We start from the raw sequence: 20,450 nt of genomic DNA on the forward strand, positions 1-20,450 counted from the left end.
ATTCGGACGTCCCAGGCTCAGGCCACGTAGGTGTCTGCTGCCGCCAGGGCCTCATCCAGGATGGCCAGCCCCGCGGCGGCGTCGGAGTCGTTCACGTTGAGCGGAGGGGCGACGTGGACGCGGTTGCCCTGGACCAGCGGCAGCAGGCCCCGTTCCCGGCAGGCCTTGACGACGGAGACCATCGGCGCGTTCGCCGTGCCGGTGGCTCCGGCCGGGACGAGCGGCTCTTTGGTCAGCCGGTTGCGGACCAGTTCGAGGGACCAGAGTCCGCCGATGCCGCGCACGTCCCCGACTGACTCGTGCTTGTCTGCGAGCGCCCGGAGCCCCGGCCCCAGGACGTCCGCCCCGAGGCGGGCGGCTGCCGCAACCGTGTCTTCCTCGTGCATTGCCCTGATGGCGCCGACGGCAGCCGCGCAGGCGAGCGGATGTCCGCTGTACGTCAGGCCCGCCGGGTACGGGCGCTCGGTGAACATCTCATAGATCGCGTCCCCCACCAGCACGCCGCCCAGCGGCACGTACCCGGAGTTCACGCCCTTCGCAAACGCCATCAGGTCGGGAGCCACGCCGCCGTGCTCGACCCCGAACCAGGCTCCCGTGCGCCCGAAGCCGACCATCACTTCGTCGGCGATATAGACGATGCCGTGGCGGGTGCACAGGTCACGGACCCCGCGCAGGTAGCCGGGCGGTGGCACGATGACGCCCGAGCTGCCGGTCACGGACTCCAGGACCAGGCCGGCGATGGTCGACGGGCCCTCCAGGAGGATTACCTGCTCGAGATGTGCGAGCGCCCGTTCGGACTCCTCCTCCGGGGTCCGCGACCCGAACGCCGTCCGGTACAGGAAGGGACCGAAGAAGTGGACGGCGGCTGCCGCCCCGGTGTCCGAGGCCCAGCGGCGCGGGTCCCCGGTGAGGTGGATGGAGGCCGCCGTCGAGCCATGGTATGAGCGGTAGGCGGCGAGCACTTTCGGCCGTCCTGTGTACAGGCGCGACATCCGGACCGCATGCTCGATGGCTTCCGTTCCGCCGGTGGTGAAGAGCACGTGTCCCAGGCCCTTGGGCGCGACCTCCACAATCAGCCGCGCCGCCTCGCCCCGGATATCGGACGCATTGCCGGGTGCGAGCGTGCACAGGCGGTCTGCCTGCTCCTTGATCGCGGCAACGATGCGCGGATGTTGGTGGCCAAGGTTGGTGAAAACCAGTTGCGAACTGAAGTCCAGGTAGCGCCGTCCGTTGACGTCGGTGACATAGCTTCCGGAGCCACCCACCAAGGTAGGAACGTCGCGCGGCCCCTGCACTACCCAGGGGTGGAAGACCAGATCGTCGAGATTCATGACATCCTCCGTTTCTATTCTTTGGACTGACCAGGTTCAGTCGCCTTTGACGTTGACGAGCTGCCGCAGCCTGTGGCGGACCTTCACCAGGTCCTCCGCATCGCGCATGACGACGTCAATGGGCTTGTACGCCGCGGGAATCTCGTCGATGAAGGCCTCCGAGGCACGAAACTCAATCCCGTGCATCGCCTTCTTCAGCTCGGCCAGGGAGAACGCCTTTCGCGCCGCTGTGCGCGAATACTCGCGGCCCGCACCATGCGGCGAGGAATTCAGCGACATGCGGTTGCCACGGCCGGCCACCACATACGAGGCTGTGCCCATGGACCCCGGGATCAGGCCCGGGTCCCCTGTCTCGGCCCGGATGGCTCCCTTGCGCGAAACCCACACCGCCTTCCCGTAATGGGTTTCCCTGCGGGTGAAGTTGTGGTGGCAGTTGATCCGTTCCCGTTCCTGAACCGTTCCGCCTGTCCAGGTGCCGAACTGGCTGATCACGCGGTCCATCATTTCCTCACGGTTCAGCAGGGCGAACCGCTGGGCCCAGTGCAGCTCGTCGATGTACCGGCTGAACTCGGCCGTGCCCTCTTCCAGGTAGGCGAGGTCGTCGTCGGGAAGCGCGATCCGTTTCTCCCGCGTCATGCGCTGCGCGACGCTGATATGGTGCTGCGCGATCTTGTTGCCAATACCTCGGGAGCCGGAGTGCAGGAACAACCAAATGGCATCCGTCTCGTCCGCGCAGACCTCTATGAAATGGTTGCCTGATCCGAGCGAGCCAAGCTGGAGCTCCCACTTCGCTACGTACTGGCCCGGATCAAACCTGGCCTTGGCGGCCAGCCTCCCCAGCTCGGCGATTCGCGGTTCGGCCGTGGCGGTGATCCTGCGGTTGTTGTGTCCGGCCGACAGCGGGATAACGCGTTCAATGGCCTCCCGCAGCCGTTTCCGGTCCGGCGGCAGATCCGTGAGGAAGTACTGCGTCCTGACTGCAATCATGCCGCAGCCGATGTCCACGCCCACCGCCGCCGGAATCACTGCGCCCAGGGTGGGAATGACGGACCCCACCGTGGCGCCCTTTCCCAGATGGGCGTCCGGCATCAGCGCCAGATGCGGATAAATGAAGGGCAGCCGGGACGTTCTGACGGCCTGCTCCCGCGTCTCGGCGTCCAGGATGGAAGCCCAGTTGATGAGCCGGCTGTTGATGCGTTCCACGATCTGCCCTCCCGCCGGGATAGGGCGAAAGTAAGGCCCCAGGGCTGCCGTGTCAACACCCCGCGGCAGCCATGCGGAACCCGGCAGCCATTGCTGACCGGGCGGCGGACTGCCATCCTTGCTGGACCGGCGCCACCGGCACAACGACCACCAGTCACCGGGCCACCAGCCCCACCAAGAGGAAAGGACGAGGCGATGCCGCTCTACCTGTCGAGGTTCAGCTACACACCGGACACCTGGGCCAAACTAATCAGCAATCCCGAGGACCGCAGGAAGGCCGCCCAGACCTACATCGAATCCGTCGGCGGCAAGCTCCACGGCTTCTGGTACGCCTTCGGCTCGCACGACGGCTATAACTTGTGGGAGGCACCGGACAACGTGTCCATGGCCGCGGTTGCACTCGCGATCAGCGGAGGCGGCGCACTCAGCTCATTCGAAACGACGGTGCTCCTGAGCGTCGACGAAACACTGGAGGCGCTTCGCAAGGCCGATCAAATCAAGTACCGGCGTCCCGGCACCTGAGGAATGGATCCATAAAGGGCCTCAGTCCTGCATGCGCTCCAGCCGGTACGTCAGCTTCGCTTCCCGTTTGGGGTCGTCCCCCAAGGATTTGGTGCGCGCAATGTAGTCCACGCCCCACGTCTTCAGCAGGAAGTCGTCGGCAATGCGGACGTGGCCGGCGGGGAATTTGTAGTCCATCCGCTTGGCCACGCCGGACCAGTCGGCGGCACCGAAGAGTTCCTCGGCGTCGGCCACGGTCCGCACGCCGTTTGCCGCCAGCAGGTCCCCCAGCCAGCCGTATTGCCGGGCCTGGCTCCTGGGGTGTTCGGACAGCAACCGGGCGAGCATGTCCTGGAGGATGTCCCCGGTGAGCTCGGTAGCGGCAGGGTTCGCCGCGAACTCGGCTGTGCTTTCGGCCTGGCGGCGCTTGACGATGTCGTTGATGGCGGAGAACTGGGCGTCCGCGAGTTCGATCAGGGTTGACGCCATGGTGAACGCGCGGTCCACTTCCGCGTTGGCCTCGGCCAGGCCCTTGTAGCGGATGTCATGTTCGAAGGCGGCCCACGCGTGCTGCAGCACAGTCCGGATCTGGACCTCGAAGCGCTCCCCGATGAACGTCTGGCAGCCCACGGGAACGTTCTCGGCAGGGACTTCCAGGATCAGGTGCCGGCCGGCGTAGCCGATCTGGCCGTTCCGCCGCTGGGAGCTCGTTTTGTCGTCGTCCTCGCGGCAGCTGAATTGCCCCTTCAGGGCTGTTGCAACGTCGGCAATATCGGGCTCCAGGAACATGATGACCCTGACGCCGATGAGGTCGTCGAGCTGTTCGAGTCCACGTTCATACTTGAATCTGCCATCGGCGGTGAGCCGGTCCAGCTTTCCTTTGACCGAGCCGGGATCCTTGACCCGGGCCTGGACGGTGTGATGGTTGAGGCCGTCGTCGCGGAGCCGGGCACGGATGGCGTGCCCGATGGCGTCCGATGCCGCATTCAGCCGGGGCAGCAGCGCACTGTATTGCTCCAGGGAGCTGGCTACAACTGACTCATGATCTTCCAACCGGTCCCCCTCAGATCATCGCGCAGCGCATCTACCAGCAGGGTATCCAAGCCGGCCGCTTTCAGCTACTGCCGGATCTTCAGGTGCTACCGAAAAAACCGCGGCCTGTTCGCCGAACCGGTCGGTGAAGGTCCGGATCTGCGAACAAGCCGCGGTTTCGTAGTGCAGGGATCAGATGCTGTAGCGCTCGTCCTCGTGGTCGCCCGGGTGGTCGTTGACCAGGCCGGCGGCCAGGGTGTTGCCGTCGAGCGGATCGATCACCAGGAACGCGCCGGTACGGCGGTGGTGGAGGTAGTTTTCCAGCGGCAGCGGGGCGGCGAGCCGGAGCTGCGCGTGGCCGATGTCGTTGAGCTCCAGGCTGGACGCGCCCTCAAGCTTGAAGGTGGCGAGGTCCAGTTTCCCGCTGACGCTGCGGACCAGCGCCTGCACGGTGCGCGTGCCGTGCTTGACCAGCACCTTGGCGCCCTCGCGGAGCGGCTTCGGGGACAGCCAGCAAAGCGCGGCGTAGAGGTCGGCGGAGGCTTCACGGACGGTGCCTGCGGCGGCGATCGTGTCACCGCGAGCCACATCGAATTCGTCAGCGAGGCGGATTGCCACCGACTGCGGTGCCACGGCTTCGGTGAGCTCGGCGCCCGCGAAGTCGATGCCCGTCACCGTGGTGGTGCGCGGGTCCTGGCCGGGGGTCAGCACGCTGACCTTGTCCCCCACCTTCACCGAGCCTTCGGTAATCTGCCCGGCGTAGGCACGGTAGTCACGGTATTTCTCGACGTCGAGTCCGCCGGCAACCGCGTCGGGAGCCAGCGCGCCCTGCGGCCGGATGACGAGCTGCACCGGGAAACGGAAGCTCTCCAGGTGGCTTTCCAGTTCGTCCGCGGCAGGAAGGGTTTCGAGGACTTCGAGCAGTGCCGGGCCCGTGTACCAGGGGGTGCGCTCCGAGCGCTCCACCACGTTGTCGCCGTCGAGCGCGGAAACCGGAACCACCAGCAGGTCGGTGATGCCATCGGCTCCGAGGCCCAGTTCGCGGCCAACCTTCTGCACGTCGGCTTCGATCTCGCGGAACACGTTCTCGCTGAAGTCCACCAGGTCGATCTTGTTCACGGCCACGATCACGTGGGCCACGCGCAGCAGCTGCAGCACGGAGAGGTGCCGGCGGGTCTGCTCCAGGACACCCTTGCGGGCGTCAATGAGTACGACGACGGCATCCGCGGTGGACGCGCCGGTCACCGTGTTCTTGGTGTACTGCACGTGCCCGGGGCAGTCGGCCAGGATGAAGCTGCGGCGGTCGGTGGCGAAGTAGCGGTAGGCAACGTCGATGGTGATGCCCTGCTCGCGCTCGGCACGCAGGCCGTCGGTCAGGAGGGCGAGGTCGATCGCTTTCGTGCCGGTGGCCCCGGCGCCGCCGAATCCGCGGTCCGCGGAGGTGCGGGCGACGGCGTCGAGCTGGTCGGCGAGGATTGCCTTGGAGTCGTGCAGGAGGCGGCCCACCAAAGTGGACTTGCCGTCGTCGACCGATCCTGCGGTGGCGAAGCGGAACAGCGACGCGTGCGCGAGGGGGGCCTCGTCAAGAAGGGCGGCCGCGCGGGCTGTATCGATTTCGGTGCTCATTAGAAATAGCCATCCTTCTTGCGGTCTTCCATGGCTGCCTCGGAGATGCGGTCATCCGCACGGGTGGCGCCACGTTCGGTGATGGTGGAGGCGGCAACTTCAATGACGACGTCGCGCACCGTGGCGGCGGCCGACTCAACGGCGCCGGTGCAGGACATGTCGCCGACGGTCCGGTAGCGGACGGTCTTGGTGATGACTTCCTCGTCGGGGCGGGGCTGGGAGACCTCGCCCACGGCGCGCCACATGCCGTCGCGGGCAAAGACCTCGCGGTCGTGGGCGTAGTACAGGCCGGGCAGTTCAATGTTTTCGCGCTCGATGTAGCGCCACACATCCAGCTCGGTCCAGTTGCTGATGGGGAACGCGCGGACGTGCTGGCCCACGGTGTGGCGGCCGTTGTACAGGTTCCAGAGCTCGGGGCGCTGGTTGCGCGGGTCCCACTGGCCGAATTCGTCGCGGAGGCTCAGGATGCGCTCCTTGGCGCGGGCCTTGTCCTCGTCGCGGCGGCCGCCGCCGAAGACGGCGTCGAACTTGTTGCGCTGGATCGCGTCCAACAGCGGGACGGTCTGCAGCGGGTTGCGGGTGCCGTCGGCACGCTCGGCCAGTTCGCCGCTGTCGATGAACTCCTGCACGGAGCCGACAACCAGCTTCAGGCCCAGGCGTTCGACCGTGCGGTCGCGGAAGTCGATGACCTCGGGAAAGTTGTGGCCGGTGTCCACGTGCAGCACGGGGAAGGGGACCTTGCCCGGCCAGAACGCCTTGGTGGCAAGGTGCAGCATCACCACGGAGTCCTTGCCGCCGGAGAACAGCAGCGCAGGCTTCTCGAACTCGGCCACGACTTCGCGGATGATGTGGATGGCCTCGGACTCAAGGGTGTCCAGGCTGGAGAGGCGCGTGGAGGCAGCAGCGTCAGTCACCTGGGTGGGCTCCTCAGTTAGGAAAGTGCTCATACGTGTAGTCCGCATTCTGTCTTGTCGGTTCCTGCCCAGCGGCCGGCGCGGGGGTCATCGCCGGGCGCTACCTTGCGTGTGCAGGGCTGGCAGCCAATGGACGGGTAGCCCTGTGAAAGCAGCGGGTTGACGGGAAGGAGGTTGTCGTCGGAGTACTGCACCAGCTGGTCGAAGCTCCACGCTGCCACCGGGTTGACCTTGACCAGGCCGTTGGCCTCGTCCCAGGTGATCAGCGGGGTGTTGGTGCGCGTGGGGGCTTCGTCGCGGCGCACGCCGGTGAACCACAGTTCGTAGCCGGCCAGGGTGCGGCGCAGCGGGGCCACCTTGCGGAGGGCGCAGCACTGGGCGGCGTCGCGGGCGAACAGGTCCTTGCCCAGGAGCCGGTCCTGCTGCTCCACGGTGTTCTCAGGAAGCACGTCCACCACGTTGACGCGGAGGTTCGCGGCCACCTCGTCGCGCGTGGCGTAGGTCTCCGGGAAGTGGTATCCCGTCTCCAGGAACAGGACGTCGACGCCGGGAAGCTGGTCAGCCACGAGTGCCGGCAGGACGGCGTCGGCCATGGAGCAGGCGACGGCGACGGCGGGCAGCTCGAAGTTCCGCTCCACCCAGGCGATGACATCGCGGGCGGGCGCGTCCCACCCGAGCTCGGCGGCACCGGCTTCGGCGATGGCCTTGAGCTCTTCCTTGCCGCGGAGCTTGGGAGCGGCGGTCGCCACCGTCTCCTCAACCTGCGCGGCGGCCTCAGCCGGTGCAACCACGGGGTCTACCCCAAGGGCGTGCTTACTCACTGGAGGTCCTCCTCATCGGCCGCGTGGGCCCATTCGGCGAAGGTCTGGCCTTCGGCGTGCTCCGCCACGAACTTCCGGACCACGCGTTCCACGTAGTCGGGCAGGTCCTCTACGTAGACCTTCAAACCGCGGACGGTACGTCCGAGGCCTGCTTCTTCGCGCTCGTGGGAAGCCAGCCCGCCGCCCAGGTGGACCTGGAAGCCGGGGCTGGGATCGCCGTCGGGCGTTGGCAGCATCATGCCCTTGAGTCCGATGTCCGCGGTCTGGATGCGGGCGCAGGAGTTGGGGCAGCCGTTGATGTGCAGCGACAGGGCCTGCGGCAGTTGGCCGCTCTCGACGAGGTCGGCGAGTCGGCGTTCCAGCTCGGCCACGGCGGTTGCGGCGGTGACCTTGGTTTCCACGATGGCCAGCTTGCAGTATTCGATGCCGGTGCAGGCGATGGTGCCGCGGCGGAACACGGACGGCCGGGCGGAGAGGCCCAGGGCGTCGAGCTCGGCCACCAGCGGTTCAACCTCGTCCTTGGGGACGTCCAGCACAACCAGCTTCTGGTGCGGAGTGGTGCGCAGGCGGTAGGAACCGCGGGCTTCGAGGGTGTCTGCCAGCTTCACCAGCTGTGCGCCGGAGAGGCGGCCCGCAATCGGGGTGGCGCCGATGAAGAACTTGCCGTCCTTCTGTTCGTGCACGCCCACGTGGTCGCCCGGGGTGGACGGCTTGGGTGCCGCGGGACCGTCGGCCAGCTTGTAGCCAAGGTATTCGTCCTCGAGGATCTGGCGGAACTTCTCCGGGCCCCAGTCGGCCATCAGGAACTTCAGGCGTGCCTTGGTGCGCATCCGGCGGTACCCGTAGTCACGGAAGATGCTGGTGACGCCGAGCCACACGTCGGCTGCCTGCTCAGGCGTGACGAAGGCGCCCAGGCGCTTGCCGAGCATCGGGTTGGTGGACAGTGCGCCGCCGGCCCAGAGGTCATAGCCGATGCCGAGTTCGGGGTGTTTGACGCCCACCAGGGCAAAGTCGTTGATCTCGTGCACCACGTCCTGGCTGGGGTGGCCGGTGATGGCGGTCTTGTACTTGCGCGGCAGGTTGGACAGCAGCGGGTTGCCGATGAACCGCTCCCCCAGCTCTTCGATCAGGGGCGTGGGGTCGATGATCTCGTCCTTCGCGATGCCGGCCACGGGCGAACCGAGGATGACGCGGGGGACGTCGCCGCAGGCTTCGGTGGTGGACAGGCCCACGCCTTCCAGCCGGTTCCAGATCTCGGGGATATCCTCCACGCGGATCCAGTGCAGCTGGATGTTCTGGCGGTCGGTGAGGTCGGCCGAATCCCGGGCGAAGTCCACGGAGATGTTGCCGATCACGCGCAGCTGCTCGGTCGTGAGCGCACCGCCGTCGATCCTTACCCGGAGCATGAAGTACTTGTCCTCAAGCTCGTGCGGCTCCAGCGTAGCGGTCTTGCCGCCGTCGATCCCGGGCTTGCGCTGCGTGTAGAGGCCCCACCACCGGAAGCGGCCGTGCAGGTCCTGGCCGGGGATGGAGTCGAAGCCGTCCTTGGAGTAGATGGACTCGATACGCTCACGGACGTTGAGGCCGTCGTCCTCCTGCTTCCAGGTTTCGTTGGCGTTGAGCGGGGTGGTGCCGTCAACCTTCCACTGGCCGTGCGGCTTCGCTGCCGGTCGGTTGGCGCGTGCGGGTCGCTTGGGGGCAGCGGAGTCCGCGGACGCTCCGGCTAGAGCTATATCAGTCATGCATCGACTGTAGGTGCCACCGGAAAGCCGTCACAAAGGGTCAGAAACGCGAGGTCACCTAGGGAAATATTTCGTCATGAATCGCCGGAAAGCCTTGAAGAAGCCCTTGGGCTGTGCATGGTTCGGGGTGGCTTCGGGGGCTGGTGACGGGGTCTTTGCAGGCGCAGCGGCAGGCGCAGCGGCGGGCGCGCTGGCGGGCGCGCTGGCGGGCGCACTGGCAGGCGCGCTGGCAGGCGCAGCGGTAGGCGCGCTGGTAGGCGCAGCAGCCGCGCTTTCGGCTGCGGCTTCGCCTGCCGCGCTTTCGGCTGCGGCTTCGCGGCCTCGGGCCACGGCGGCGTCGTAGCGGTCAAGCGCGATCTCCGCCATTAGCCGGGATGGCAACAGCGGTTCCGTGACGACGTCCGCTCCTGCCTTGGCAAGCTGGTCGTGGAAGAACCCGTGGGCCAGGAGATAGGAGGCGATGATGACCCTCCCCTGCCCTTCCCCGGGGTATTCGGCACGGAGGGAGGCGACGGCGTCGGGCACTGACGGTTTGGCTGCCGCACCGTAGGCGGGAACGATCCTGTTGCCCCGCAGCGCCCGGAGGTGTTCGGCGAGCTCTTCGACGCTGACCGCGGCCTTGGGATTGGTGGATCCGGCGGCGGCCAGCACCACGGCGTCGTGCTCGGTGGCGCCGGCCTCGCGCAGCCGCTGGTCGAGGATCTCCGCCAGCCGCGGGTCCGGGCCCAGCGGTTCGGAGGCAGTAGAACCTTCCCTGCTGCGCGCCGCCTTCGCGATGTCCACCTTGGTGTGGAAGCCAACACTGAGCAGCAGCGGGACGATGACGGCCTGCTCCCCTTCCGGCAGTCCGGCCATAACGTCCACCAGGTCCGGGTCCTGGACATCCACGTAGGCTTCCCGGACGTCAAGGCCGGGGCGCAGGGCGCTAATCTCGGCGCGCAGGCCGTTGACCTCGGCCCCGCCCAGCGGGCTGGACGTTCCGTGGGCACAGGCGATCATGATGGGGCTATTCATAGGGGCTAGCGTAACGTTGGAGCAGCCCCATCCGCCCCTTCCACCTTGACCGGGACGCCCATTGACCATCTCATTCGACGCCGTTCAGGTCTGGCTGGATCTGGCCGGCATCTTCTTCTTCGCGGTCTCCGGATCACTGCTGGCGGCGCGGAAGCAGTTCGACATCCTCGGGTCCCTTCTCCTGGCCTCCCTGGTGTCCCTGGGCGGCGGCGTCATCCGCGACATCATCCTCAACAGCGGACCTCCCGCGGCGTTCACCAACCCGGCCTACCTGGCTCCCCCGCTGCTGGCCACCGTGCTGGTGTACTTCCTGTTTTCCAGCGTCCAGCGCTACACGTCGCTGCTCATCCTTTTCGACGCCGGCGGCCTGGCGCTGTTCTGCATCACCGGCACGCTCAAGGCCCTGACTGCCGGGATGAACCCGGTGGCGGCGGTGCTGCTGGGGGTCACGACGGCGGTGGGCGGCGGCCTCCTGCGCGACATCACTGCCAATGAGGTGCCCCAGCTCTTCGACCCCAAGGACCTCTATGCCCTCCCCGCGTTCACCGGGGCAGCCCTCACCACCATCCTGTGGGTTTCGGGTTCCTTCAACGCGCTCACGGCCGGCGCCGTTGCCGCCGTCGTATTCGCCTTCCGGGTGACGGCCTGGCGCCGTTCCTGGTACGTTCCGCTGGCCGTCCGGGGGTGGCACCGGCTGGGCCTGGACACGGCGGATGGCGGGGCCAAGGATTAGCTAGGATAAGAACCATGACTGACATGTTCCTCGAGAAGTTCCGCGCGCTTGTTCCGAAGTATCTCGAAGACGAATGGCAGGAAGAGGACGGGCTGTCCCCCGAGGAACTCGACGAAGCCCTTTCCGAACACCAGTTCCAGATCCCGTTGGTGCTCCGGGAGTTCTATCAGGCACTGGGTGGCTGCGAGGACCTCATGGAGGCGTACCACTACTTCTGGGACCCCGAGGAACTGGAAGTCGACGACGAAGGCTTCCTCATGTTCCTTGAGGACGAGGAAGAACAGTTCACCTGGGGTTTCCGCGTGGGCGATCTTGGCGTCCCGGATCCCATTGTGTACCGCCGCAACAACGCCCGCGGCCAGTGGAAGAGCGAAGAAGGCACGTTCTCCGAGTTCGTGTTCGACATGTTCGAGTGGGCGTTCAACGACGAAGAGGACTAGGGTCCTCATGGGCTTCGGCGGCTCCCCGGCCTAAACGGGGCACTTCGACACGGACACGCCGCGGGCTGAGACCGGTTCCGCGGTTCCTTCGCCCAATGTGCCCCACGACGGCGGTCAAAGTACGACGGCGGCAGTCACCTCGAGCCGAAAGCTCCCCGCCGGCGTAGCTCCAGTACCGCCACCACCTCGGCGACCATCCGCTCGGGGTGATTGACGACGTCGTCATAGCCGAACCTGAGCCCCAGGCGTCCGCCGATGACGGTGGCATTGTTGCGCTTCCGATCCTTCTTGGCCTGGCGCGGCTCCAGATGCGAACCGCCGTCGGTTTCCACCACCAGGCAGTCCTCAACGAGGAAGTCCACCTCGCCGACGCCCGGCAGCTCCACATGCCTGCGGACATGCAGCCCCGCCCTCCGGAAGTGGTAGTTGGCCAGGACCTCAAGGATGGAGTCCGCCCTAGGGATCACACTGTCCAGGACGGCCCGGGCGCGGGCATTGCGGTTTCCGGGAAGCTTACGGCGCAGGAATTCCACGGTGATGTCTCCTCTTTGGGCTGCGCACTGGACCATGACCAGCGATTCCACCTCAGGCAGGCAGCGCAGCGCGTGAATCAGTACGTCGGCCAGGCCTGCGACAGGCAGCCATGGGTGCCGCGGATGGACACATCTGCCGTGCGCAAGCGTTCCTGGCGGCGTCCTTTTGTGCGAGAGGGAAAGGTGCACGGTCCCAGCATCAAGCACGGTCCATAGCGCGTAAGTGGGCGCGGCCGAGAGACACGTCAGCAGGGCGTTGTGGTTTAGCGCCATCCCAACTGCCCCGGCCTCCGCGGGCAGGCTGTAGATGCCCCGTCGGATCCGCACAATGCGCCCCGCTGCCAGTGCTTTGTCCCGGGCAGTGTGCGTAAATCCCGCCGCGCGGAGCGCCGACGCCTTTGTTACGCCGGACCGGGCACGGAGGAAGGTCTCGATGTCCATGTTCCCAAGCTGCCCCTTGGCCGGCGGGGTGGGCAGACCCGGGCTGCGTCATGTGGACAACCCGTCCGCCCCGGGGCACTTCGACACGGACACGCCGACTCCCCAGCCCTGGAAGGCCCTTCCCAGGGCTCAATGTGCCCCACGACGGACGAGCCCCGACATCAAAGACCGGCCAAGGAACTGTGACATGCCGATTAACACACCGGCTCGCGTTTATGACAAAGCTGTCATAGACTATTTCTCGGATCCACTAAATGCCTCCGGTGGATCTGATGCGAACGGAGAAACGGCCCCGGTTCGATGCAGCGTATGACTCGTATTGCTGCAAAGAACCGGGGCCGTTCCGTCTAAGCAGGACTTTACATCCTTACTGCGGCCGCCCGAGGGCGGCCAAAAACTAGCTCGCGCGGTCCACCACGGCCAGCGCAAAGCTGGTGAGCGAGGACTTGACCACGCCTTCGGGCAGCGGCGCCAGTGCTGCGATGGCTTCATCGGCCCAGGCACGGGCCACGACCCACGACTCCGCGGTGACCCGGTGGTCGCGCAGGCCCGCCACGGCGGCGGCAAGTGCCTCGTCCGAGGAGAGGTCGCCGTCGATCAGTTTGAGGAGTTCGACGGCGGACTGGTCACCATCGGCTGCTGCGTTGCGGAGGAGCAGCACCGGCAGGGTGGGCACGCCTTCACGCAAATCCGTTCCGGGGGACTTGCCGGACTTGACCTTGATGCCGGTGACGTCGATGACGTCGTCGGCCAGCTGGAAGGCTACGCCGATCTTCTCGCCGTACTCCACCAGGAGCGGCTCGTAGGCTTCATCAGCGCCGGCGAAGATGGCACCGAGCTGGCCGGAAGCGGCCACCAGGGAGCCGGTCTTGTCCGCGATGACGGACAGGTAGTGCTCCACGGGGTCCTCGTCGGGGCGGGGACCCACGGTTTCATGCAGCTGGCCCAGGCAGAGCCGCTCGAACGTGCGGGCCTGGATACCCAGCGCGCGGGAGCCGAGCTCGGACACCAGGATGGATGCGCGGGCGAAAATCAGGTCCCCGGTGAGCACGGCCACCGAGTTGCCCCAGACCTCGTGCGCGGTGGGGGCGCCGCGGCGGAACGGGGCCGAGTCCATGACGTCGTCGTGGTACAGCGTGGCGAGGTGGGTCAGCTCAACCACCACTGCAGCCTGCACCACGGCCGGACGCGAGGCGTCCCCGAGGTGGGCGCAGAGCAGGGCCAGCAGCGGGCGGATCCGCTTTCCGCCGGCTTCCACCAGGTGACGCGACGTTGCATCGGCCAGCGGATCGGAGTTGGCGATGGCCTCGCGGAGCTTCTTTTCCACCCGGGCAAGATTGGTGGTGATGGCGGGGCCCAGCTCGGGGTCGTCCGCGATGGCCGCGAAACCTGCCGGCAGCTGGAGTCCCGTGGCGATGGCGGTGGTGTTGGGCTCGGGCTCCCTGGCGTCCGGCAGGCCGTGTCCGGCGTGGGTCCAGCTGTGCTTGGCAGAGTTCGTCACGGGTTAACCCTAACTTTTTGTTGCGGAAACCGCGGATGTGTAGCTGGACGGGGACAGGGAGGTGTTGGAGGTGGCAGGCACCAGGGCCTCCAGAAGCCTGATCACCCTGTCCTCGAATCCCTTGGCTGATTCATCCGTGACGTTGGCCATCAGCCGGACTACGAACTTCATGAGTGCGGGCAACGGCATGCCGGTGCGGAGCGCGAGCTTCATCACGGACGGCTTGCCGATCACCGAGGCGAACGCGCGGCCCAGGGTGAAGTGGCTCCCCCACTGGCCGCGCACATAGTCCGCGTACCCCTTGAAGTGGAGGTCGGCGTCGTCGTGCGTCCACTTGGCGTAGCGGCTCTGCCAGGTGTTGGCGTCGATGATGTATTCGGCCGCAAAGCGGGCGGATTCCATGGCGTAGGAGATGCCCTCGCCGTTGAACGGGGACACCATGCCGCCGGCGTCGCCCAGGAGCAGCAGGCCCGGGTAGTAATGCGGGGTGCGGTTGAAGCCCATGGGCAGCGCGGCGCCGCGGATCTCGCCCACCTGGTTTTCCGGCGTGAAGCCCCATTCGGCGGGCATGCCGGCGGTCCATTCGCGGAGGACCTGCTTGTAGTCGAGCCTGCCGAATTCCTTGGAGGAGTTCAGGATGCCCAGGCCAACGTTGGAGGTGCCGTCACCCACGCCGAAGACCCAGCCGTAGCCGGGGAGCAGTCCGCCGTCGCGGCCGGGAAGTTCCAGCCAGCCCTCCATCCAGTCGTCGTCGTGGCGGGGGCTCCGGAAGTAGGTGCGAACGGCGACGCCGAGCGGGCGGTCATCGCGCTTCTGGATACCGACTGACACGGCAGTCCGGGACGAATTTCCGTCTGCTGCGAGGACGACGTCGGCATGGAAGTCGCGCGTCTCCCCCGTCTTGCGTCCGGACTCGTCCAGCAGGGCGGCGCGGGCACCGATGACACGGCCGTCCGGCGCGCGGAGGGCTTCGGTGACGCTGTGGCCTTCGAGAATGGTGGCACCGGCGGCCTCGGCGTGCCGGGCCAGCTCCTCGTCGAAGCCGAGGCGCGTGCGGATCAGGCCGTAAGTGGGGAAATCGGAGACTTCCGGCCAGGGCAGCTCGATGGTGCGGCCGCCGGCGATCAGCCGAAGGCCCTTGTTGCGCCGCCAGCCACCCTCTTCGGAATGCGGCAGGCCAAGCTTTTGGATCTCGCGGACGGCACGCGGAGTGAGGCCGTCGCCGCAGACCTTTTCGCGCGGGAACCTGGTTTTTTCCAGCACCGTAACGGGGATGCCGGCCTTGGCGAGGTAGTAGGCGGCAGTGGACCCTGCAGGGCCGGCGCCGACGATCAGTACGTTCACGGCAGTTTCGGCTAGCCCGCGGGCCGGGTGATGTTGCGGCGGAGCTTGGCCACGGGGCCGGTGTGGTTGGCGATGGCCGCGGCGCTGCCGGACAGGGGCTTGTGCGCGCGGTGGACGGCCACGATGCCGCCGCTGAGGTTGCGGTAGGTGACCTTTTCCCAGCCGGATTCCTGCAGCCAGCCGGCCAGGTGGTCCTGGTCCGGCCACGCGCGGATGGACTCGGCGAGGTAGACGTAGGCGTCCGGGTTGGAGGAGACCTTCACGGCAATGGCCGGCAAGGCGCGCATGAGGTATTCGGTGTACATGGTGCGCCACAGCGGCACCACGGGCTGGGAGAACTCGGCGATGACGAGTTTTCCGCCGGGCTTGGTGACGCGAAGCATTTCGGCCAAGGCCTTCTTGGGCTCGTTGACGTTGCGGAGCCCGAAGGAGATGGTGGTGGCATCGAAGCTGTTGTCCGCGAACGGCAGGCGCGTGGCGTCACCGGCGATGAAGTTGATATCCGGGCGGCGGCGCTTGCCCACCTTGAGCATCCCCAGGGAGAAATCGCAGGCGATGACGTCGATCCCCGCATCCGCGTAGGGCTCGCTGGATGTACCCGTTCCGGCAGCGAGGTCCAGCACGCGCTGGCCCGCCTTCACGTCCATCGCTTCGACGACCACCCGGCGCCAGCGGCGCGTCTGTCCCATGGACAGGACATCATTCACGACGTCGTATTTGGGGGCGACGTCGTCAAACATCGTGGCTACTTCGTCCGGACGCTTATCCAAGGATGCTCGGTTCACCATGTCATTGTCTCAAATGTTGGGCGGACCCACGAACCACGGCGATTCTTTGGGCTGTGGGCTGAAAGCTGCACTGCGGCGTTTGCCCCAACAAGGTGCCGGCCGCTCTCGGGAGTACTGTTATCTCATCATGACGAGTACGTTCCGCACCTTGACAGTCCCTCTGGATGGAAGATCATTCTCCGGGGGGCTGCCGTCATTTCTGGTCCGGGACGATGTCCTCTGCTGGACCCGCCGCGAGGCCGGGCTGGTGGGCTTCGGCGAGATCGCCCGCTTCACCGCCACAGGGCCCGACCGCTTCCTGGAGGCCGACATCTGGTGGCGGCACCTGGTCCTCGAGGCGGAGGTCACCGACTTCGTGGAGTGCCCCGGCACCGGTCCGGTGGCCTTCGGCTCCTTCGCCTTCTCCAAGGTCTCCACCCACCGCTCACGGCTGATTGTTCCGGAAATCGTTGTGGGGGTCAGGGACGGCCGCGCCTGGCTCACCCAGTTAACGTTCGACGACGGCGAACTCACCGAGGCGGGCGCCCTCGCCGCCCTGCAGCGCTGGCTCGAGACCGACCCGCTGGACGTGGACCCTGTATACGACACCGAACCCCGGGACACCGCCGTCGTGCTTTCACCGGGTGCGCGCCCCGGCGGCGGCATGACCGCAGATCCCGGCGGCGGCATGACCGCAGATCCCGGCGCCGACGTCGTACCTAAACTTGAAACCGGATCGCTCAGCGAGCACGACTGGATGGCAGCGGTAGCCGCAGGCGTCGAGGAAATCCGGACCGGCAAGCTGGAGAAGCTGGTGCTGGCCCGGGACATCGTGGCCACGATTCCGGAGGGCGTGAACGCGGCGGAAATCCTGCGCCAGCTGGCCGTCCGCTACCGCGAATGCTGGACCTACGGCGTGGACGGCCTGGTGGGGTCGACCCCGGAAATGCTGATCCAGGTCGAGGGGCGGACCGCCCAGGCCCGCGTCCTGGCCGGAACCCTTGACCGGCGCGATGCCGAAGGGATGGACGGGCCGCCGCTGGAGTTCGCCGAGCGCGTGCTGGCGGGGTCCGAGAAGCAGCGGCACGAGCACGAGATCGCGATCCAGTCGCTCACCACCCAGCTGGCGCCGTTTTCCGAGGCCATGAACGCGCACAGCGAACCGTTCATCCTGGAGCTGCCAAACGTGTGGCACCTGGCGTCGGACGTGAAGGCCGAACTGACCGAGGTGGAGGGGCACGTGCCCACGTGCCTTGCGTTGATCAACGCGCTCCATCCCACGGCCGCCGTGTGCGGAACGCCCACCACCGTGGCCGGTGCGCTCATCCGCAAGCTGGAGCACATGGACCGCGGGCCATACGCGGGACCGGTGGGCTGGCTGGATGCGGCGGGGAACGGCGAATGGGGCATCGCGCTGCGCGGCGCCGTCGTCGAGGCGCCGGACACGGTGCGGCTCTACGCCGGCTGCGGCATCGTGGAGGGCTCGCACCCTGAAGCTGAGCTCGCCGAGACCTGGGCGAAGTTCCGTCCGATGCTCGAGTCGCTGGGCATCAAGAGCTAGAGCCGCGGCCCACCGGCGTGGCCGGCGTGCCCGTCCGTGGCCGGCGGCGTGCCCGTCCGGGCCGAGCGGGCCGCCTGGGCCGAGCGGGCCACCTGGGCCGAGCGGGCCGCCTGGGCCGAGAGTGCGGAGCGGGCCGCCTGGGCCGAGAGTGCGGAGCGGGCCGCCTGGACGGAGAGTGCGGAGCGGGCCGCCTGGGCCGAGAGTGCGGAGCGGGCCGCCTGGGCCGAGAGTCCGGGATTCCAGACAATGCTCCGGCGCGGGGTCTTGCGCTAGCCTCGATATTAGTTATCCAATAGTGAAACTAAGTTTTCTGTGATGCACATCTCTTATTCGGCGATACACTATAAGCCGTTTTAGTCACGCATACCCCTGCAACAAAAGGTAAGAAACTATGCAGCCCATGTCCTCCGCCACGGCAAAGCTGGCCGCCAAGGCAGCCGCAATTCTCGCCGTCGGCGCCCTGTCCCTCACGGCCTGCGGCGGCAGCTCCACCCCCGCAGCGTCCTCCGCGGGCGGCGTCCAGCTCATCAACGCCGGCAAGCTGACCGTTTGCTCCGACGTCCCCTACGAGCCGTTCGAGTTCCAGAAGGACGGCAAGATTGTCGGCTTCGACATGGACATCGCCGCCGAGGTCGCCAAGGACCTGAAGGCCGAGCTCAGCGTTGTGGACAGCTCCTTCGAGGCCATCGAAACCGGCACCGCCCTCACCGGCTGCGACGTTTCCATCTCCTCGGTCTCCATCACGGATACCCGCAAGGCCGTCATGGACTTCTCCAACCCGTACATGGACGACGACCTCACCCTCGTGGCCAGCGAAGCGTCCGGCATCAAGGACATCGACAGCGCCAAGGGCAAGAAGGTGGGTGTGCAGCAGGCCACCACCGGCGCCAAGTACGCGCAGGAAAAGGGCATCGACGCCCAGCAGTTCGAAGATTCCGGACTCCTGGTCCAGGCCCTCCAGGCCGGCACCATCGACGCCGCCCTCGGCAACCAGTCCGTCCTGGCCTACGCCATCAAGGACGACCCCAAGTACAAGCGCGTGGAAAACTACGCCACGGGCGAGAAGCTGGGCATCTCCATCAAAAAGGGCAACACCGCCATGGCGGACCAGGTCAACTCCACGCTCAAGCGCCTGACCGACGACGGCTCCTTGAAGAAGTACGAGACCACCTGGTTCGGCGAAGCCGCCAAGTAGCACACGCTCCAGAGACCTACGCAGCCGGGGCCCCGTTCAGCACCTGTTCATCAGCCTGTACGGGGCCCTCACTGCGCAAACGAATGTGAGAACACCATGGCAATGACCGCACGTCAACGAGCCAAAGTCAGCCTGTACGTCCAGGCCGGAATCTTCGTTGTGGCTGTGGCCGCGCTGGTTCTGGCCACGGACTGGAAGACCATCGGCACCAGCGTCTTCAACTTCGGCAAGATCGGCCCGATGTTCCCGGACATCTTCTTCTCCGGCCTCAAGAACACCCTCATCTACACGGCCCTCGGCTTCATCGTGGGCCTGTCCGGCGGCCTGCTGCTGGCACTCATGAAGCTCTCCAGCTTCCCGCTGTACCGCTGGCTCGCCACCGGCTACATCGAGTTCTTCCGCGGCATCCCCGCCCTGCTGGTGTTCATCGCCTTCGGCTACGGCGTGCCCCTCGCGTTCGGAGTGCAGTGGAACGTCACCATTGTGGTGATGATTTCGCTGGGCATGGTGGCCGCGGCCTACATCGCCGAAACGCTCCGCGCCGGCCTGCAGGCGGTGCCCAAGGGCCAGTTGGAAGCCGCCCGGTCGCTCGGCATGCCCCAGTGGCGCGCCATGGTGTCCATCGTGATCCCGCAGGCGTTCCGGATCGTGCTGCCGCCGCTGACCAACGAGGTCATCCTCCTGACCAAGGACTCCTCGCTGATCTACGTGCTCGGCCTCACCGCCTCGCAGTATGAGCTCACCAAGTTCGGCCGCGACGGCATCTCCAGCCTGGGCGCGGGGCTCACACCGCTCCTCGTGGCCGGTGCCTTCTACCTGGTGATCACCATCCCGCTGAGCCTTTTGGCCCGGAAGTTCGAAAGCCGCTCCGCGCGGACGAAGCGATAGGCAGGACAGTCATGAACGACGTCGTACACTCCTCCGGCAGCGCCGGTACCAGCGGTTCCGTCCATGCGGCCGGAGTTTCCCTGAAGGACCTCCGCAAGTCCTACGGCTCCAACGAAGTCCTCAAGGGCATCAGCCTGGACGTTGCCCCCGGCGAGGTTGTCTGCCTGATCGGCCCGTCCGGCTCCGGCAAGTCCACCCTGCTGCGGTGCGTGAACCTGCTCGAGCAGCCCAACGAGGGAACCATCCACGTGGGTGGTTTCGAGGCCACCGACCCGGACGTGGACATCGACAAGATGCGCCGCAAGGTGGGCATGGTGTTCCAGCAGTTCAACCTGTTCCCGCACCTGAACGCCCGGCAGAACTGCACCATCGCGCAGACCAAGGTGCTCAAGCGCGGGCAGGCCGAGGCGGACAAGGTGGCGCAGGCCAACCTCGACCGCGTGGGCTTGGGTCACCTGGCCGACCGCTTCCCGGACCAGCTCTCCGGCGGCCAGCAGCAGCGCGTGGCCATTGCCCGCGCGCTGAGCATGGACCCCGAGCTCATGCTGTTCGATGAGCCCACGTCGGCCCTGGACCCGGAGACCGTGGGCGACGTGCTGTCGGTCATGCGGAACCTGGCCAAGGAGGGCATGACCATGCTGGTGGTCACCCACGAGATGGGCTTCGCCCGCGAAGTGGCCGACCGCGTGGTCTTCATGGACGGCGGCGTAGTGGTTGAGGAAGGCATGGCCGAACAGGTCATCAGCGCCCCCACGCAGTCCCGCACCAAGGAATTCCTCAAGCGCGTCCTGGACCCGACGCACATCGACATCTCTAGTTAGGCTCCTGCTTTCGACGCGTAAGTGCCCCGGCGCTACGCAAAT

General features: G+C 66.8%; 19 protein-coding genes. 7 read left to right on the forward strand and 12 right to left on the reverse strand.

All coding sequences use genetic code 11. The features are described from left to right. Window positions 1-17: 17 nt before the first annotated feature. Window positions 18-1,331, reverse strand: coding sequence for an aspartate aminotransferase family protein (locus tag JOE41_RS05615; protein WP_209751342.1), 1,314 nt, complete (start codon window positions 1,329-1,331; stop codon window positions 18-20). A 36-nt stretch (window positions 1,332-1,367) separates the two neighbouring features. Next, on the reverse strand, window positions 1,368-2,534 hold the full coding sequence (locus tag JOE41_RS05620) for an RtcB family protein (RefSeq protein WP_209751344.1): 1,167 nt from the start codon (window positions 2,532-2,534) through the stop codon (window positions 1,368-1,370). Window positions 2,535-2,729: 195 nt separating this feature from the next. Here JOE41_RS05620 and JOE41_RS05625 point away from each other — a divergent pair, with 195 nt between their 5' ends. After that, window positions 2,730-3,056, forward strand: coding sequence for a GYD domain-containing protein (locus JOE41_RS05625; RefSeq protein WP_011692950.1), 327 nt, complete (start codon window positions 2,730-2,732; stop codon window positions 3,054-3,056). 21 nt (window positions 3,057-3,077) lie between these two features. Here the strand turns inward: JOE41_RS05625 and JOE41_RS05630 are convergent, their stop codons facing one another. From JOE41_RS05630 to JOE41_RS05655, 6 genes are all read right to left on the reverse strand, one after another. Continuing rightward, window positions 3,078-4,088: a GTP pyrophosphokinase family protein gene (locus JOE41_RS05630; RefSeq protein WP_209751346.1), complete on the reverse strand. Its 1,011-nt coding sequence runs from the start codon at window positions 4,086-4,088 to the stop codon at window positions 3,078-3,080. A 171-nt stretch (window positions 4,089-4,259) separates the two neighbouring features. Beyond that, window positions 4,260-5,693: a sulfate adenylyltransferase subunit 1 gene (locus tag JOE41_RS05635; protein WP_245200638.1), complete on the reverse strand. Its 1,434-nt coding sequence runs from the start codon at window positions 5,691-5,693 to the stop codon at window positions 4,260-4,262. Further along, window positions 5,693-6,640: a sulfate adenylyltransferase subunit CysD gene (gene cysD, locus JOE41_RS05640; protein ID WP_011692952.1), complete on the reverse strand. Its 948-nt coding sequence runs from the start codon at window positions 6,638-6,640 to the stop codon at window positions 5,693-5,695. Before cysD ends, JOE41_RS05635 begins: the two co-directional genes overlap by 1 nt. Then, complete coding sequence (locus JOE41_RS05645) at window positions 6,637-7,428, reverse strand: phosphoadenylyl-sulfate reductase (RefSeq protein ID WP_209751348.1); 792 nt, start codon at window positions 7,426-7,428, stop codon at window positions 6,637-6,639. The genes cysD and JOE41_RS05645 overlap by 4 nt, the downstream gene beginning before the upstream one ends. After that, entirely contained in the window at window positions 7,425-9,170 is a 1,746-nt protein-coding gene (locus tag JOE41_RS05650) for a nitrite/sulfite reductase (RefSeq protein ID WP_209751349.1), read from the reverse strand. The genes JOE41_RS05645 and JOE41_RS05650 overlap by 4 nt, the downstream gene beginning before the upstream one ends. 54 nt (window positions 9,171-9,224) lie before the next feature. Then, a complete protein-coding gene (locus tag JOE41_RS05655) occupies window positions 9,225-10,184 on the reverse strand; it encodes a sirohydrochlorin chelatase (RefSeq protein WP_209751351.1) in 960 nt (319 codons plus the stop codon). Between the two features lie 61 nt (window positions 10,185-10,245). Between JOE41_RS05655 and JOE41_RS05660 the strand changes: the two genes are divergently transcribed. Both JOE41_RS05660 and JOE41_RS05665 read left to right on the forward strand, forming a co-directional pair. Beyond that, window positions 10,246-10,917, forward strand: coding sequence for a trimeric intracellular cation channel family protein (locus JOE41_RS05660; RefSeq protein WP_209751353.1), 672 nt, complete (start codon window positions 10,246-10,248; stop codon window positions 10,915-10,917). Window positions 10,918-10,931: 14 nt separating this feature from the next. Then, window positions 10,932-11,357 carry a hypothetical protein gene (locus JOE41_RS05665; RefSeq protein ID WP_011692957.1) on the forward strand — a complete coding sequence of 142 codons (426 nt, stop codon included), beginning with the start codon at window positions 10,932-10,934 and terminating at the stop codon, window positions 11,355-11,357. Window positions 11,358-11,491: 134 nt separating this feature from the next. Here JOE41_RS05665 and JOE41_RS05670 read toward each other — a convergent pair whose 3' ends face one another. From JOE41_RS05670 to JOE41_RS05685, 4 genes are all read right to left on the reverse strand, one after another. Continuing rightward, the gene (locus JOE41_RS05670) at window positions 11,492-12,331 is read right to left on the reverse strand and encodes a DUF559 domain-containing protein (protein WP_209751355.1); all 840 of its coding nucleotides are present in this window, start codon (window positions 12,329-12,331) and stop codon (window positions 11,492-11,494) included. A gap of 397 nt (window positions 12,332-12,728) precedes the next feature. Then, window positions 12,729-13,832, reverse strand: a complete 1,104-nt coding sequence (locus JOE41_RS05675) for a polyprenyl synthetase family protein (RefSeq protein ID WP_011692959.1) — start codon at window positions 13,830-13,832, stop codon at window positions 12,729-12,731. A 9-nt stretch (window positions 13,833-13,841) separates the two neighbouring features. Next, window positions 13,842-15,176, reverse strand: a complete 1,335-nt coding sequence (locus JOE41_RS05680; protein ID WP_011692960.1) for a geranylgeranyl reductase family protein — start codon at window positions 15,174-15,176, stop codon at window positions 13,842-13,844. Between the two features lie 11 nt (window positions 15,177-15,187). Next, window positions 15,188-15,961 (reverse strand): demethylmenaquinone methyltransferase, encoded by a 774-nt coding sequence (locus JOE41_RS05685; protein WP_232223664.1) that lies wholly within the window; start codon window positions 15,959-15,961, stop codon window positions 15,188-15,190. Between the two features lie 130 nt (window positions 15,962-16,091). On the opposite strand from JOE41_RS05685, the gene JOE41_RS05690 reads away from it, so the two are divergent. From JOE41_RS05690 to JOE41_RS05710, 4 genes are all read left to right on the forward strand, one after another. After that, window positions 16,092-17,504, forward strand: coding sequence for an isochorismate synthase MenF (locus JOE41_RS05690; RefSeq protein WP_209751357.1), 1,413 nt, complete (start codon window positions 16,092-16,094; stop codon window positions 17,502-17,504). 391 nt (window positions 17,505-17,895) lie between these two features. Then, window positions 17,896-18,699, forward strand: a complete 804-nt coding sequence (locus JOE41_RS05700) for an ABC transporter substrate-binding protein (protein WP_011692963.1) — start codon at window positions 17,896-17,898, stop codon at window positions 18,697-18,699. A 96-nt stretch (window positions 18,700-18,795) separates the two neighbouring features. Continuing rightward, a complete protein-coding gene (locus tag JOE41_RS05705; RefSeq protein ID WP_209751359.1) occupies window positions 18,796-19,587 on the forward strand; it encodes an amino acid ABC transporter permease in 792 nt (263 codons plus the stop codon). 11 nt (window positions 19,588-19,598) lie between these two features. Further along, on the forward strand, window positions 19,599-20,408 hold the full coding sequence (locus JOE41_RS05710) for an amino acid ABC transporter ATP-binding protein (RefSeq protein WP_245200639.1): 810 nt from the start codon (window positions 19,599-19,601) through the stop codon (window positions 20,406-20,408). The last annotated feature ends 42 nt before the right edge of the window (window positions 20,409-20,450 follow it).

Origin of the sequence: Arthrobacter sp. PvP103 (assembly GCF_017833075.1) — a bacterium.
GTDB lineage: Bacteria > Actinomycetota > Actinomycetes > Actinomycetales > Micrococcaceae > Arthrobacter.

What these genes read in the sequence shown, in the direction of transcription:
- JOE41_RS05615 (WP_209751342.1), bottom strand. Translation starts at nt 1,331, where the DNA reads ATGAATCTCGACGATCTGGTCTTCCACCCCTGGGTAGTGCAGGGGCCG.
- JOE41_RS05625 (WP_011692950.1), top strand. Translation starts at nt 2,730, where the DNA reads ATGCCGCTCTACCTGTCGAGGTTCAGCTACACACCGGACACCTGGGCC.
- JOE41_RS05635 (WP_245200638.1), bottom strand. Translation starts at nt 5,693, where the DNA reads ATGAGCACCGAAATCGATACAGCCCGCGCGGCCGCCCTTCTTGACGAG.
- cysD (WP_011692952.1), bottom strand. Translation starts at nt 6,640, where the DNA reads ATGAGCACTTTCCTAACTGAGGAGCCCACCCAGGTGACTGACGCTGCT.
- JOE41_RS05650 (WP_209751349.1), bottom strand. Translation starts at nt 9,170, where the DNA reads ATGACTGATATAGCTCTAGCCGGAGCGTCCGCGGACTCCGCTGCCCCC.
- JOE41_RS05655 (WP_209751351.1), bottom strand. Translation starts at nt 10,184, where the DNA reads ATGAATAGCCCCATCATGATCGCCTGTGCCCACGGAACGTCCAGCCCG.
- JOE41_RS05665 (WP_011692957.1), top strand. Translation starts at nt 10,932, where the DNA reads ATGACTGACATGTTCCTCGAGAAGTTCCGCGCGCTTGTTCCGAAGTAT.
- JOE41_RS05670 (WP_209751355.1), bottom strand. Translation starts at nt 12,331, where the DNA reads ATGGACATCGAGACCTTCCTCCGTGCCCGGTCCGGCGTAACAAAGGCG.
- JOE41_RS05690 (WP_209751357.1), top strand. Translation starts at nt 16,092, where the DNA reads ATGACGAGTACGTTCCGCACCTTGACAGTCCCTCTGGATGGAAGATCA.
- JOE41_RS05700 (WP_011692963.1), top strand. Translation starts at nt 17,896, where the DNA reads ATGCAGCCCATGTCCTCCGCCACGGCAAAGCTGGCCGCCAAGGCAGCC.
- JOE41_RS05705 (WP_209751359.1), top strand. Translation starts at nt 18,796, where the DNA reads ATGGCAATGACCGCACGTCAACGAGCCAAAGTCAGCCTGTACGTCCAG.
- JOE41_RS05710 (WP_245200639.1), top strand. Translation starts at nt 19,599, where the DNA reads ATGAACGACGTCGTACACTCCTCCGGCAGCGCCGGTACCAGCGGTTCC.